The sequence below is a fragment of the Paenibacillus amylolyticus genome (assembly GCF_047302515.1).
GTDB lineage: Bacteria > Bacillota > Bacilli > Paenibacillales > Paenibacillaceae > Paenibacillus > Paenibacillus amylolyticus_G.
On the sequence record NZ_CP168019.1, the window covers coordinates 6,397,398 to 6,411,996 of the forward strand.

The following is a 14,599-nucleotide window of genomic DNA, read 5'->3' on the forward strand; positions in this document are numbered from 1 at the left end:
AAATAAAGCGTAGGCAACAGGAATGATCCCTGTAACCCACGCTACATTTTTTATCTACTTTATAAATGAAACTAATCTTTTATATAGTCCTCTTATTCAAACTTCCAGCAGGACAAGCTCAGGTTACCATATTGGTAGGCTTTGAACAGGAGCGATGCCTGTTTGTTCTGATCTCCCGCACCCATGGCGAGTAACAGCGGTACAAAATGCTCCGGCGTAGGCACGGCGGCTTGAGCTGAAGGTGCCAGTTTATCATAGGAGAAGAGAGACTCCGTATCCCAGCTCACCAGCTTGTCATGCAGCCAGTTGTCGAACTCCGATGCCCACGGGTCAACGCCGTCACTTTCCCAGTTCAATCGACGTAGATTGTGGACGGTTCCTCCGCTGCCAATGACAAGAATGTCTTGCTCACGCAAGGAAGCTAGCGCTTGTCCGACCTGATATTGCTGCTCACCTGTCAGATAGCGATTCACGGACAAGGCAATTACGGGAATATCCGCATCTGGGTAGAGCAGGCGTAGAACAACCCAAGCGCCATGATCCAGGCCACGGACGTCATCTGTCTGTACCGGAATCCCTGCTTCTGCAAATAAACGCTCCACCTCGGCTGTAGTCTCTGCCTGTCCTTGAGCCGGATACTTGATCTGGTACAGCTCGGGCTGGAAACCGCCGAAATCATAGATGGTTTCGTAATTGGGTACCGAGGATACAAGCTGAGTGGTGGATTCCCAATGAGCAGAGAACAATACAATTGTTTTGGGTTTTGGCAGTTCCTGTCCTAGTTTTTGCAGAAATTCAGTGTACACATTCTCCTCCAGTGCAAGTGACGGGGCACCGTGAGCAATAAACAGAGATGGCATCATTATGAATTCAGTCCTTTCGGGTCTTCGGTAGTCAGATTTGCATCCGTCCGAAGCCAGTGTTGGAATTGTTGATATAGATCGGGGGTCATCTGGTGTCCACCGTTGTAAGGTACATATGTGACGTGATTCGTGTGTTGACGGAAGAAATTGGCGTTATCTTCCCCCAGTTGCAGCGGGAATAGATGATCCTGATCTCCATGTGAGATGAACACAGATAGCTCCGAATTGGGTTGCAGCTTGTACTCGTCTTTCACAAATTGCGGGATGTACCCACTCATCGCTACTATGCCTTTAATGGCATCTCCCATGATCAGCGATAGGGTCATTGCCATAATGGCGCCCTGGCTGAATCCGGCGATATAACGCCGCGTGGGATCAATAGCATATTTGGCGGACAGATCAACAACCAACTGTTGCAGTCCCAACACGGAGGCATCATATAATTCACGGATGGGGTTGCCAATGCTTTTAATCTGAAAATAAGCATAACCACTACCCTGAACGATAGGCCCACGGATGGCAACAATAATAAAATCAGACTGCATAGGCTCCATCAAACGAAGCATATCTTGCTCATCTGATCCCATGCCATGTAAGGCGAAAATTACGGGATAACGTTGATCTGGATTGTAATGAGACGGTAATCGGACTTCATGTATATAAGGAGAATTCATTGAAAACACCACCTGATGAGGATTGAGTTAGATATATAGCTCAGACAATAAAGTTCACTAATATGAAATAAATATTCTTATTTATGAACAAAATTTATCATGGTTTCATTGTAGGGTCAATATTTTTTTTGTATGATGAATATAAGTTGTTTATAAAAAATCTTGAATGGTTCTACAATAAATGCCGCTGCGCATGGTTCATATCTTATTCCCGAGGACGTGATCAGGATGTTAAAAAGTATCGTGCCTATTTTGAGATATTTGATGAAAATAAAGCTAGAGAGTTCTACCTTGGATACCTCGGTTTCCAATTGGATTGGGAACATCGATTTGAGCAAGATATGCCCTTATATATGCAGATTTCACTCGATTCCATCGTGATTCATCTGTCCGAACATCATGGAGATTGTACACCGGGAGCTGCCTTGCGCGTGGAAACAGATAACTTGGATACATTTCATGGTGCACTTCGTCAGAAAGAGTACAAAAATGCGAGACCCGGTATAGAGGAGACCCCTTGGCAATCAAGAGAAATGACCGTGACAGATCCGTTTGGTAATCGGATTATATTTGTTGAGGCAAGCGCCGAATAGACAACCTGAAGTAGCTAAACTTACGTCGGGTGTCTTATATAGATCAATAGAAGGGGAGGGACGCAATATGGATATTGGCTTGGCTATTCGTACGATCCGCAAACAGAAACAGATTACAATCATGCAGATGTGTGAGGGAACCGGTTTGTCCAAAGGTTTTATCAGCAACGTGGAAAATAACAAAACGTCACCTTCCATTGCTACGCTTGAAAGTATTGCGGATTATCTGGAAGTGCCACTTCCCTATTTGCTGCTGACACCAGAGCAACGGATGAACGTGGTACGCAAGAACGAGCGTAAGGAGACGACAGCAGGAAGCGGACAGATCAAAGTGCAGCAGCTTACAGCCAAAGGTGCGATGCGTATGTCCATTGTGGAGTTACCGCCAGGTGCTTCGACAGGGATTAGCAAACATGCTGGGGAGGAGAGCCATCTGGTGTTGCAGGGTAAGATTCGTGCGGAGCAATGCGAAGATGTGGAAGTTCTTGAAGTGGGTGATTCGTTTACCTGGAATGCGATCGTGCCCCATGAAGTGACCAATATCGGAGAGGAGCCTGCGGTGGTGCTCATTGCGGTGTCCAAAGAATTGGGTCTGGATCATTTGTAAAATACAAAAAGGACGCTCCCAAGTCATGAACATGTGAACCTGCATACATGTACAATGGGAAACGTCCTTTTATATTTCTAACGAACTGAGCGAACCCTATTAGATGATTCTAAGCAGATATCGAGATGTAACGAATCTCAGACGCTTTATTTCACTGCTGTGAGTGTAATTTGGCTACATTCCACAGACTTCTGGAGAAATAACCTCGCAGTGATTCATTACGTTTCTTTTTTCCTGCAAAAGAGTACAACAAGGTGCGAGAGATTCGTTAGAAAGATCAGAAGCACACTGTCTATTGTGGATTAGTCGTCCAGATGCCTGCTGCTTTGACAAAGACACGGTCGGACAGCTTAAGCGTTGCGAGTGCAAGTTCAGCTACATCTTCCGCTTGCATCATGCGATCTTCGTCGCCAATTTTCAGTCCGGCATTGGTCGCAAGCTCCGTATTAACGGTGCTTGGAGTCAGTGCCGTTACACGAATGTTGGACTTGCGCACTTCCTGCATCAGAGATTCGGTCATGCCGAGTAGTGCAAACTTGGACGCACAGTATGCCGAACCTGTAGCGAATCCGCGCTCACCTGCAGTGGAAGCAATATTGATAATGCTGCCGCTACTTTCCTTGATCATGCTCGGAAGGACAGCGCGTGTAACGTAATATGTACCCATAACGTTAACATGCAGGATGCGCTCCCACTCTTCCGGCTCCATCTCCATGAACGTCCCGAACTTTCCGATCCCCGCATTATTGATAAGGATATCCACCGCACCGAGTTCCATCTCGATGGCTGCTACAGCGGCTTCTGCCTGCGTGCGATCCGAGATATCTGCTACAGCACTGGTTACTTTCACACCGTATTCTTGACTCAGAGACTGTTGCAGAGCCTGAAGATCGGAAGCGGTACGTGCGATAAGCCCGAGGTGTACACCTTCTTTGGCAAGTGCTTCAGCGATGGCACGGCCGATACCTTTTCCGGCACCTGTGATGATCGCTGTTTTATTTTTAAGTTCCATGTGGGTAATTCCTCCTTAGAAATGGACTAGCATTCAATTATACTATTATTACCCACAGTTCGGAAATTGGCTTCATCACTATTTGGTAATCTCGATGCTGCCAGAAGAGGTACGAGCTTTGATTAATTCCCGGCTTACCATTGGGGATTCAGGTACATCTACACTTCCAGAAGTAGCTTTAGCGTCATAGATTCCGTCAAAATCAGGTGCCGCTTGAATGAATATATCTCCTGATGTTCCGGATGCATTAATCGGGGCAGAATGGGACTGCTCAATATGGATGCTTCCCGAAGTGAATTGAACATCGGCTGCGCCGTTTAATTCAGTGATCTCAATATCACCTGATTCGATCTCACTGTTTACATGACCTACAACCTGATCAGCAGTGAGACTTCCCGAAGTCTGTTTCACGGTCATGTCTCCATCAATCATGGAAGCGGTAATGTCACCCGATGTTAGAGCCAACTCAATATTAGGTACCTTGATGTTTTCCAGACGAATGGAACCTGAGGTGTTATTCAGCTCAAGCTGCTTGGCACTCAGACCTGTCAGATCCCAGTCACTTGAAGAAGAATCCAGCTTAACCTCATTTAATTGGTGTCCTTCGGGCAGAGCCACAGTTATTGTGGAATCTCGATCATTCCAGTACAGGGTGAATAACTGCAATCGTTCACGTTCTGTCTGAGATAGTTGGAATGTGCCGTTGGATAAGGTAGCTTGTTCGAAGCTTTTGACTATGGCAGGATCCCATTTGCCATCCACTTCGATGTAACCGTTCGAATCCGGGCTTACTACAAATTCAATATCCGCACTGAAATTAGCATTCATAATAATGTTCTGCAATTCATCCTCTTTGAAATCCCACCGTTTGGAGTAATTCTCCCGCTCATCTCCGAACTGAACCCCATAGATCGATGTTCCAAGCAAACCGATTCCAATACATATCACGGCGAGCGCAAGCCATTTCTTGGTACTCATGCGGAAACATCTCCTTTCATCATATTTTTATTCCATTGAATGTATTGAAGAGTAATGTTTTTGAAGGCTCTGAAAACATACTTCGATGCGATGGCAAAACAAATGCCGACACCGAATGCACCAATTGCAACGAAAATTTCCGGTTTATCGAGTTGGCCCAGGAATACAAAGTCCACAACTGCTGCCACAGGAGCCAATACCAGTAAGGACAGGCTGGCTAGCGTAAGCCATACTGACCATAGCGTGAGACCGATTGGAATGCCAAGCATCAGATTCAGGAATAACAGGCCGATGGCTGTGAAAAAGTTGCGAGTGGCTCTGGTGCTGTTTCTGGGGGATCGCATCTCGCGATACGTCGGTGCATAGAACGCGTCTGAACCCGGCGTATGAATGTCATAACGATCACCAAGTGCTTCCTTGGCGATCTCTTCCGGCTGTCCCAGCTCCCGAGCGATCTCTTCTTCCAGTTTGCCTTCTCTGAGCCCAAGCTCGAAATGTTGATCATAATCTGCGAGCAATTCAGCCCGTTCCTGCGGTTCCATCGGCCGTAGATGAATTTCCATGGCCTGCATAAATTGTTGTCTATTCATTATGAGTTCCTTCCTCAATCAGATTTGCGACATTACGCACAAAATCATTCCACTCTGTCGTCAGTGCCGTCATGTAGTCGCGACCTGTATCGGACAGTCGGTAATACTTGCGCGGCGGTCCTTCGCTTGATTCTTGAAGATAGGTGGTGCAGTAACCGTCATTCACAAGCCGGCGAAGCAAGGGATACAGTGCACCTTCAGCAACTTCGATATGTTTGGAGACCGCCTGAGCCAGTTCGTAGCCATACCGATCCTGGCGGTTAATTAATACCAGGACGCACAGCTCTAATACTCCTTTTTTGAACTGGATGTTCACATTCACACAGGTTCCTCCTTAGTAGCTTCATTTATCGCTAGTGTATATTGTTCAGTAGTGGTGAATTCATCATAGCATCCAGTACTGTTTAATGCAAGGTAGTGACTTTAAAATAGTTCCGTATCACGATTGATCGATAATAAGTTCGTTTAATACTGATGCTTAGCTGAAGCTGTCTGTTTAGCTATAATTCAGCATACGCAAAAACCGGATCGGTTACTTCCGTCTGGAGGCGGATTCCGATCCGGTCTGTGAGATGAACTTTTGTTTCTTTGGTTACAGGTTAATCGCTAAATGTCGGTTATTCTTGTGCATCCAGGAATTTAAGGTCTTCCACAGCAGGGCCCTCAATGACATGGCCTGCATAATCGAAGCGGGAACCATGGCATGGGCAATCCCACGAACGTTCCCCCTCGTTCCATTCGACTTCGCAACCCAGATGGGTGCAGGTGGTATCCACCAGAAACAGCTTGCCACTGGTGTCCTTGTAGGCGCCAGCACGTTTACCATTATGACGAACGACGGCTCCTTCGTCTTCACCAATATCGCTAACCTTTTTGTGCACAATGCCTACTTTACCGGAGATTAATTCCTTTGCTACATTCACATTTTCCACAATAAAGTGTTTCATACCAGGATCGGCCTTGAATCTTGCCGGATCGAATATGGCAGCATGAGGGTTGTCACGTCCAGTGATGCGATCTGCAAGAAGGTGTCCTGCCATCGTGCCAGTTGTCATTCCCCATTTGGCAAACCCGGTCGCCACATAGACTCGTTCATGTCTTCCGGTAATCGGTCCGATGTAAGGCACCTTGTCGATGGAGATCAGATCCTGGGCTGACCAGCGAAAAGGAATGTTGCGAATGCCAAATGTCTCCGCTGCGAACTGCTCTAGGCGTTCATAATGACCAAAGGTACAGATGCCTTGTCCAGTTTTGTGATTCTCACCGCCAAAGAGGATAAGTTCCTTACCATCATGTAAGACGGTACGCAAGGAGCGGTACGGTTTATCGTCCGAGATGTACATGCCACCCGCATAGGCTTTCTCCGGTTCGACTAATACAGCGTAGGATCGTTCGGCGTGTAATCGTGTGAAATAAAATCCGGGATCATAGACGGGAAAATGAGAAGCCACGACAATATGTTCCGCTGTTACGGATGGGCCATCTCCATAAGTTCTGACATGTAGTGAAGCATCCTCCTCCACATCAGTTACGGTGGTGTGCTCATAGATACGCACCCCTTGTTTCACAGCGGAATCGAGCAAGTAGTGCAGGTAGGCCAGCGGATCAAAACGTGCCTGACCCGGCATGCGAATGCCTGCCCTTGCGGGAACTGGAATAGGGAGTGGGTCTACCCACTCACCAGGGATATTGAGTTTGCCATAGGCGGTCAGCTCGATCTCCAGTTTTTTAATGTTTTCCTCTGATTGAATGTAGACGTAGGCATCTTCCTCTGCCCACTGGCAATCAATCTGTTTTTCCTTCACCAGATTGCGCATCCACTTCGCGGCATCGGCATTGCCTTCATAGTACATCCGAGCCTGTTCTTGTCCGAAGTGATGCATAATTTCATCAAATATGACACCGTGCTGTGCAGATACCTTGGCAGTGGTATGACCGGTTGTGCCATCCAACACTTTTCCAGCCTCCAGCACGACCACACGCATACCCGTCTGCGCCAGCAAATAGGCTGTAGTAATGCCGGCAATACCTGCACCGATAATGGCCACATCAGCGGTAATATCTTCTGTCAGTTTTGGATAGGCATCGAATTCATGCGTAGCACGCCACAGCGATTCGGGGACCGGGGGCAGACCCGTCTTGGGCTGCTGATTGTCGCTCATTTTTTTTCCTCCTTGATTATCTTCAATCTATCGAATGGGATGTTGTTCAGCGCACATCGTTGTACTCTTATTCATGATTGCCAGACTATGCCAGGAAAAAACGGTGTTGTTCAGATTTTGCAGAGGGGATGTTCACAATTTCCTGCGCAGAACCTCTGTTTTTTTTGTTAAACATGCTATATGATAGGATTACCGAAACCGTTTTAGGTTTTGGAAAGAAGGTCAAGTTTTACACCTGTAAACGTTGATTATAAAAGGATTAATTGATCCATCGGAAGTAAGATTTTATCCGAATTAACCCTCGTTTTTTCTTGAGATATGTATTCGCTATCATTTTAATTAACTACCGATAACCAAAGGAGATTCTATATGACGACCAACCAAACGAAATATCCGTTTCAAGATACAGCACTAGAGTTAGACACCCGTGTGAAGGACCTTGTATCCCGCCTGACGGAAGATGAAAAAATTGAATCCATGCTGCAATATCAGCCGGCAGTAGACCGCCTGGGTGTGCCTGCATACAAACATGGTACAGAAGCTGCCCACGGCTTGGCCTGGCTTGGAGAAGCAACATCTTTCCCGCAGCCGGTAGGGCTGGCATGTACATGGGATGCGGATCTGATGAAGGAGATCGGCTCCGTAATTGGAGACGAGGCACGTGTATTTTACAAACGAAATCCGGCAGTGAACGGCCTTACGCTGTGGGCACCTACAGTGGATATGGAACGTGACCCGCGCTGGGGACGGAATGAAGAGGCGTATGGTGAAGATCCGGAACTGACAGCCGAGCTGACAACAGCATTGGTCAAAGGAATTCAGGGCGACCATCCAAAGTATTACAAAGCGGTCGCTACCTTGAAGCATTTCCTTGCCAATAATAACGAAGTGGATCGCGGAAGTGGTTCGTCCAGTATTGATCCGCGCAATATGCGTGAATATTATCTGAAGGCGTTCGAGAAGCCATTTAAGGAAGGCGGCGCACAGTCCATGATGACGGCGTACAACTCCATTAATGGTACACCAGCTTTGTTGCATCCATTTGTGAACGAGATTATCAAAGGCGAATGGGCCATGGATGGCTTCATTGTCAGTGATGCAGGCGACGTAATGGGCATCAAGAACGATCATAAATACTATGATTCCCACACACCAGGTACCGTAGAATCTGTGAAGGCAGGAATTGATAGTATCACCGATGATGCTGAACTGTCCAAACAGGCACTGCGTGAAGGATTGGAAGAAGGTACACTCACGATGGATGACATCGATAAGGCGTTGTTCAATACATTCCGTGTGCGTTTCCGTCTAGGCGAGTTCGATCCGGAAGAAGGCAACCCGTACGCTGCTATTGGTGAAGAGTCCATGATGACCGAGAAAGCAAAAGAACTGTCGCTCAGAGCCGCAAGAGAACAAGTGGTATTGCTCAAAAACGACAAAGGCACGCTCCCGCTGGACAAAACAAAAGCTGGTAAAGTGGCTGTGATTGGTCAATTGGGCGGAACCGTCTATCGTGACTGGTATGCAGGCACCATGCCGTATAACGTATCCCCACTTGAGGCGATCCGTGGCAAAGTAGGCAGCGACAAAGTGGCGTTCAAGGATGGTAATGATCGTATTACGTTAACTTCCGTAGCCAATGGGAAGAAAATTGGACTGGCAGAAGGTGAGAAATCACCTGTTATTGCTTCGGGAGAAGCAGAGACGTTCATGGTTTCCGACTGGGGCTTCGGAAGTTATACCTTGCAGGCGGAAAGCAACGGCAAATATCTGACCACAGATGAAGAGACCGTAACGGCTTCTGCAGATGAGGTGTACGGCTGGTTCGTGAAAGAAGTATTCCACCTGTTGCCACAACAGGACGGGAGTGTAGGTCTGACCACATGGAATGGCAAAACGGTGACTGCACCTAATGGTGGAAACGATGCATTCGCGGTGTCCGAAGAACTGAAAACCTTCGGTGCCACAGAGACATTCAAGCAGGATGTAGTTGTGAATGGACTGGAGGAAGCGGTAGCAGCGGCTAAGGCTGCGGAAACGGCGATTGTTTTTGTTGGTAATAATCCGCTTGTAAACGGGAAAGAAGAGATTGACCGTCCAAGTCTGGATCTCGCCGAATCCCAGCAACGTCTGGTTGAGGCGGTCTATGCCGCAAACCCGAACACGGTAGTCGTTATCGTGGGTAGTTATCCGTTCACATCCAACTGGGTCCAGGAGAACATTCCGGCGGTATTGTATACTTCACACGCAGGACAGGAACTGGGTAACGCAGTAGCAGACGTACTCTATGGCGACTATGCGCCAGCAGGCCGTCTGAACATGACATGGGTACAATCAGCAGATCAACTGACCGACATCAAGGATTACGATATCATTCAATCCGGTCGGACATATCAATATTTTGAAGGTAATGTATTGTATCCGTTTGGACATGGTCTGACGTATGCAACGTTTAAATACAGCGATTTGGAACTTAGCCCAGCTCAAGTGGGTACAGAGGGCAACGTTACGGTAACTGTAGATGTAACCAATACCGGTTCAATTGCCAGCGACGAGGTTGTACAGTTGTACGTTCGTGCAGGCAAATCCCGGGTAAAACGTCCACTCAAAACGTTAAAAGGATTCCGTCGTCTTCATATCGAAGCGGGAGCTACAGCGAAAGTCAGCTTCACCTTGCCTGTTCAGGAACTGGCGATCTGGGATGTGACTCGTGATCGGTATGTCGTGGAAAGTGGAACTTACTCCATTATGGTTGCCAAGTCTTCCTCCGATGTTCAGCTGGTTGCAGACCTGACGGTAGAAGGAGAGACAATCCCTGCTCGTAATCTGGGCGTGGCTACTCGTGCCGAGAATTATGATGCTTACCTGGGTGTTGACCTGGATGAGAGCAAAGAGGGCGGAAGTGCTGTTCGTGTAATTGGAGAGCAAGGATGGATTGTCTTCAAAGATGCTGATCTGGGTAGTGGGGCAGCAGCAATTGAAGCGCGTGTATCCGCAGAACAAGCAGGCGCTGTGTTAGAAGTTCGACTCGGTTCACCAGACGGTACGCTCGCAGGACGTGTGGAACTGGCACAAGGTGAAGCCCAGCAGTGGTCTACCGTGAAGGCGGAACTCACAGGTGCATCAGGTGCGCAGGATGTATACATTGTGTTGTCTGCAGGTGTGCGCATCAGTCACTTCGAGATTCGTTAAGTCAAATAACTCATGAAAAAGCCTCCGAATGTATTCGGAGGCTTTTGTTTGTTGTTTGCTATGAGCCGTGCTTGTATTGTCCATTAAACGTATTTTTATTTTCCGTCAAACGTAATCATTTTTTGCACAAATTGCTTCAATTGTTTGTTGGTTTCATTCAGTTGCTCAATTGTGCTCATGAAATTGTTTACGAGTTCAGCCTGCTCTTGGGAGCTTGCAGTGATCTCACCAAGTTCATTCTCCATGCCCTGAATGGATTGCCGAACGGAGAGAAGAGAATCTTCAATACGGGCCGTCGCTTCTTTGGTATCCACAGACAGTTTGCGAATTTCTTTGGCAACAACGCCAAAACCTGCACCTGCTTCACCTACACGAGCAGCTTCAATGGCTGCATTCAAGCCGAGCAGATTGGTTTGTTCGGAGATTTCACGAATGAAGCTGGCGACTTGAGTTACATTTCCTGATTTCTGTACGGCTTGTTTGGAATTGTTCCGGATCTCTTCGGTTGTGGCACTGAGTTCCTCGGAGTGTGCAGCTACATGCTGTACACTGTCAATTAACTGGTTGGTCAGATTTTCGGTAGCATCCATGAGCTGTTGCAGCTGGTCCTGGTCATCCATACTGTAGAGCAGGTTAAACAGGGCGATGACTTCACCTTTCTCATTTTTAATGGGAATAAAAGCCACGTCAAAAGGAACACCGAATAAATCTTTAGGGTAGTGATCGAATCGTTTGACTGTACCGCCGTTGAGATCAGCAAAATTTCGATTTCCATCCAATAGAGGGTCGCCGGGTTGATAATTCAGTTGCTTTAACGATTCCCCTGCTGAGAAATATAGAAATTTCTCATGATCAATAACGGAGAGGGTTACATCCTGACGAATCGTATCTCGAAAGAAAGGCATACATGTAATTAATGCTTGAACAATATCCATATAAAAGATGATTCCTCCCTGGTTACCTTATGTAAACGGTTAAATTTTAGATGCTAACTTAATAACTACCTATATTATATATCGTCATGCAATAGAGAAGAAAATAGAGAGAATGGATAAAACCTATTTCTTAAAGCAGACAGCTATACGCCAACAAGACACGAGTCCGCTGGGGACCCGTGCCTTGTTAGTTGGTGAGGGGAATAAAACCAATGTTTACAGCATACTGAGCTGCATTGTAACGATAGTTCGAGTGGCTAGTGTTGCACTGACATCAATCAAACGCTGATTCCGGCTGCCGCGGAAGGGAAGGGAAACATCACGCTCCGCTTCAACGTATCGACCGTCAATAATCACATCGCACAACCGGGCAAGCTCCGCTCTCGCAGGGTCGGTAATCAGTTCTTCATATTCGAATCCCGTGTAGGCCCATACCGTCAGATCAGGACGTGCAGCGCGGAGCTGTCGGACCCAAGACGTACATTCTGCTGCCGAGAAAAAGGGATCACCACCACACAACGTAACCCCATCCAGCAACGGATGGGTCGTCACTTCATGCAGAATCTGCTGCTGCCGCTCCTCTGTAAAGGGCTCACCCGCTCGAAAGCTCCATGAATCTGGACTGAAGCAGCCCGGACAGGCGTGACGACATCCGCTGATGAACAACACAGCACGCAGGCCTGTCCCTTCATTCACCGATTCCGGGATGTAACCATATAGATTCACCGGTGTTTCACCCGATCCCGCACTTCGGCTTGCTTCGCAGCATTGAAGCGTACTTTGTAATCTCCGGTCAGATAGCCAGTTACGCGGCGTAACCGCTGGAAGTGTACATGGTTCTCGTGGGCTTCACAGTTTGGGCATACATCCCCGATGACGCCTTCATAACCACATGCAGGGCAGCGATCAATCGGATGATTAATGGAGAAATAACCAATATCCTGTGCCAATGCATACTGTACAATTCGCAGGAAAGCTGCGGTGTTGGCCCGAACGTTTCCGTCAAGCTCCACATAGGAGATCGCACCCGCGTTACATAAAGTGTGGAATGGGGCCTCCAGTTCAATCTTCCGATAAGCTGGAAGAGTGTGGTATACCGGGATATGGAATGAGTTCGTATAATACTCACGATCATTAACCCCGGCAATGAGGCCGTATCGTTCTCTGTCAATCTTCGTGAATTTGCCGGACAACCCTTCAGCAGGTGTGGCAAACAGGGTGATATTCAAGTTATGCTGCTCGCTCATCCGATCACAGAACTCTCTCATGGTCCGAATAATGTTGAGCGCTTCGCGGTGTACATGAGGGTCCTGCCCATGATGGCGCCCATAGAGAGCTGTCATACATTCCGCGAGACCGATAAAACCAAGAGATAATGTTCCATGCTTTAATAGATCGGCAACAGGCTCGTTCGGGCCAAGCTGTTCTCCACCTTCCCATACACCCTCTCGCATCATAAAGTCCGATGCCTTGGCAGGCTGTGCTGTCTGAATTCGGTAGCGGTGCAGCAGGCCGGAAGCGGCATTATGCATAACCGACTCCAAAGCAGTATAGAATCCGGCCCGGTCAGCGACAGCTCTGGCACCTTGGCAGATGCCAAACCGGATGCCGAGCTTCACGAGGTTAATGGTGTTGAAGGACAGATTACCTTTACCACTTTGACGATTGCGACCAAACCGGTCAGCCAGTGTGCGTGTGCGGCATCCCATAGTTGCGATGATCGTATCCGGATCTTCCGGATGATAGAAAGGCAGATTGAAAGAGGCATCCACATTGACAAAGTTAGGATACATCCGCCGGGATGAACAGGTGACTGCGAGCCGGAACAGATCATAATTCGGCTCTCCTTGAGCCTGATTGATCCCCTGTTTACATTGGAAAATATGTTGAGGGAACACGGGAGTCTCCCCGTTGCCCAGGCCACGAATGGTTGCTTCCAGCAACGAGCGTGATACCAACCGTCCTTCCGCAGAAGTACATAATCCATAGTTCAGTGAAGTAAATGGAATCTGACCACCTGCCCGGCTGCTCATCGTATTCAGGTTGTGAATCAGTGATTCAGCAGCTTGTCCTGTCTCCAGTTCAGTCTCTTCATAGGCGAAGGCATATGCGCGCGGGCACTGATTCTTCGCTTCGATGCTGTCCAGATGAAGTTGTTCATCCTCGAGCAGGGTATGCTCACCAAAAAGGCGTTGCCCTTTGCGATAATGTTTGCGGAACGATCGCTGTACGTAAGGGGCCAAATCCCAGTCAATCTTATTGGCCGATACACCGCCATATTGACTGTTCTGCTGGGATTGGAAGATGATCGCAACCAGGGCCATTGCAGACATGATCGTCTGAGGTGTGCGAACCGATCCGTTGCCTGTATTGAAACCCGCAGCAAGGAGACGGTCAAACGGGATAAAGATACAGTTGGTCGTTCCAAGAGCATACTGATCCAGATCGTGTACATACAGATCTCCGTTCTCCACAGCTTGGGCAAGCTCTTCCGGCAACACATGACGCAGAGCATGCCACTTGGCTGTCTCCGAACCGAGCCTGCTCATTTTACCACTGAAGGAATCCCCGTTCAGATTCGCATTTTCCCTCAGCGTATCGGCGTCTTCTGCGCCAATAATTCGTCTTCCCAGGTCGGATAATAGATCGGATGCCGGTGGGTTGGCATACTCAAGCATGTTCATGTAAGGTTCCTCCTAAAATGATTTTGTTTATCATTCAATTCACGTTAAATACTATATGTAGATTCGTCTTATCCATTTATAAACTATATGTGGTTTTTTGGGTGTGATAATGATCACACAGCTTACTGGACCGATTGGACTTTCCTTTAATTGCTCCGGATAAAGGTTCCCAAAGTCTGAGCGGAAGCGTATAATTTCTAGTTATTCTGCAAGTATAATATCCGAAGTCGGACAAGATGGACTTTAATCAAGCTGTAAAGGCGAGTTGCAATGAATTCGCGGTCGTTAAACCATCCGTTTAAGACCTGC

13 protein-coding genes are annotated in these 14,599 nt (G+C 47.6%); 3 read left to right on the top strand and 10 right to left on the bottom strand.

Annotated features, from left to right (window positions below; all coding sequences use genetic code 11):
• Positions 1–92 precede the first annotated feature (92 nt).
• Together ACDJ59_RS28100 and ACDJ59_RS28105 are read right to left on the bottom strand one after the other, a co-directional pair.
• The gene (locus ACDJ59_RS28100) at positions 93–863 is read right to left on the bottom strand and encodes a DODA-type extradiol aromatic ring-opening family dioxygenase (protein WP_413406935.1); all 771 of its coding nucleotides are present in this window, start codon (positions 861–863) and stop codon (positions 93–95) included.
• The gene (locus tag ACDJ59_RS28105) at positions 863–1,537 is read right to left on the bottom strand and encodes an alpha/beta hydrolase (RefSeq protein WP_413406936.1); all 675 of its coding nucleotides are present in this window, start codon (positions 1,535–1,537) and stop codon (positions 863–865) included. The genes ACDJ59_RS28100 and ACDJ59_RS28105 overlap by 1 nt, the downstream gene beginning before the upstream one ends.
• 83 nt (positions 1,538–1,620) lie before the next feature.
• On the opposite strand from ACDJ59_RS28105, the gene ACDJ59_RS28110 reads away from it, so the two are divergent.
• Both ACDJ59_RS28110 and ACDJ59_RS28115 read left to right on the top strand, forming a co-directional pair.
• Positions 1,621–2,130 (top strand): glyoxalase superfamily protein, encoded by a 510-nt coding sequence (locus tag ACDJ59_RS28110; protein WP_413406937.1) that lies wholly within the window; start codon positions 1,621–1,623, stop codon positions 2,128–2,130.
• Positions 2,131–2,197: 67 nt separating this feature from the next.
• Positions 2,198–2,737: a helix-turn-helix domain-containing protein gene (locus ACDJ59_RS28115; RefSeq protein WP_036667855.1), complete on the top strand. Its 540-nt coding sequence runs from the start codon at positions 2,198–2,200 to the stop codon at positions 2,735–2,737.
• Positions 2,738–3,029: 292 nt separating this feature from the next.
• Here ACDJ59_RS28115 and ACDJ59_RS28120 read toward each other — a convergent pair whose 3' ends face one another.
• The 5 genes from ACDJ59_RS28120 to ACDJ59_RS28140 form a co-directional block, all read right to left on the bottom strand.
• Positions 3,030–3,749, bottom strand: a complete 720-nt coding sequence (locus ACDJ59_RS28120; RefSeq protein WP_017691809.1) for a 3-ketoacyl-ACP reductase — start codon at positions 3,747–3,749, stop codon at positions 3,030–3,032.
• Positions 3,750–3,827: 78 nt separating this feature from the next.
• The gene (locus ACDJ59_RS28125) at positions 3,828–4,727 is read right to left on the bottom strand and encodes a DUF4097 family beta strand repeat-containing protein (RefSeq protein WP_413406938.1); all 900 of its coding nucleotides are present in this window, start codon (positions 4,725–4,727) and stop codon (positions 3,828–3,830) included.
• Positions 4,724–5,317, bottom strand: a complete 594-nt coding sequence (locus ACDJ59_RS28130; RefSeq protein WP_413406939.1) for an HAAS signaling domain-containing protein — start codon at positions 5,315–5,317, stop codon at positions 4,724–4,726. The genes ACDJ59_RS28125 and ACDJ59_RS28130 overlap by 4 nt, the downstream gene beginning before the upstream one ends.
• Positions 5,310–5,639, bottom strand: coding sequence for a PadR family transcriptional regulator (locus tag ACDJ59_RS28135; protein ID WP_315937462.1), 330 nt, complete (start codon positions 5,637–5,639; stop codon positions 5,310–5,312). The genes ACDJ59_RS28130 and ACDJ59_RS28135 overlap by 8 nt, the downstream gene beginning before the upstream one ends.
• Before the next feature lie 295 nt (positions 5,640–5,934).
• Complete coding sequence (locus tag ACDJ59_RS28140) at positions 5,935–7,479, bottom strand: FAD-dependent oxidoreductase (protein WP_413406940.1); 1,545 nt, start codon at positions 7,477–7,479, stop codon at positions 5,935–5,937.
• Between the two features lie 369 nt (positions 7,480–7,848).
• Between ACDJ59_RS28140 and ACDJ59_RS28145 the strand changes: the two genes are divergently transcribed.
• Positions 7,849–10,671, top strand: a complete 2,823-nt coding sequence (locus ACDJ59_RS28145; RefSeq protein WP_413406941.1) for a glycoside hydrolase family 3 C-terminal domain-containing protein — start codon at positions 7,849–7,851, stop codon at positions 10,669–10,671.
• A 95-nt stretch (positions 10,672–10,766) separates the two neighbouring features.
• Here the strand turns inward: ACDJ59_RS28145 and ACDJ59_RS28150 are convergent, their stop codons facing one another.
• The 3 genes from ACDJ59_RS28150 to ACDJ59_RS28160 form a co-directional block, all read right to left on the bottom strand.
• On the bottom strand, positions 10,767–11,606 hold the full coding sequence (locus tag ACDJ59_RS28150) for a methyl-accepting chemotaxis protein (RefSeq protein ID WP_036612816.1): 840 nt from the start codon (positions 11,604–11,606) through the stop codon (positions 10,767–10,769).
• Between the two features lie 216 nt (positions 11,607–11,822).
• Positions 11,823–12,332 (bottom strand): anaerobic ribonucleoside-triphosphate reductase activating protein, encoded by a 510-nt coding sequence (gene nrdG / locus ACDJ59_RS28155; protein WP_413406942.1) that lies wholly within the window; start codon positions 12,330–12,332, stop codon positions 11,823–11,825.
• Positions 12,329–14,290, bottom strand: coding sequence for an anaerobic ribonucleoside triphosphate reductase (locus ACDJ59_RS28160; RefSeq protein WP_413406943.1), 1,962 nt, complete (start codon positions 14,288–14,290; stop codon positions 12,329–12,331). The genes nrdG and ACDJ59_RS28160 overlap by 4 nt, the downstream gene beginning before the upstream one ends.
• Between the last annotated feature and the right edge of the window lie 309 nt (positions 14,291–14,599).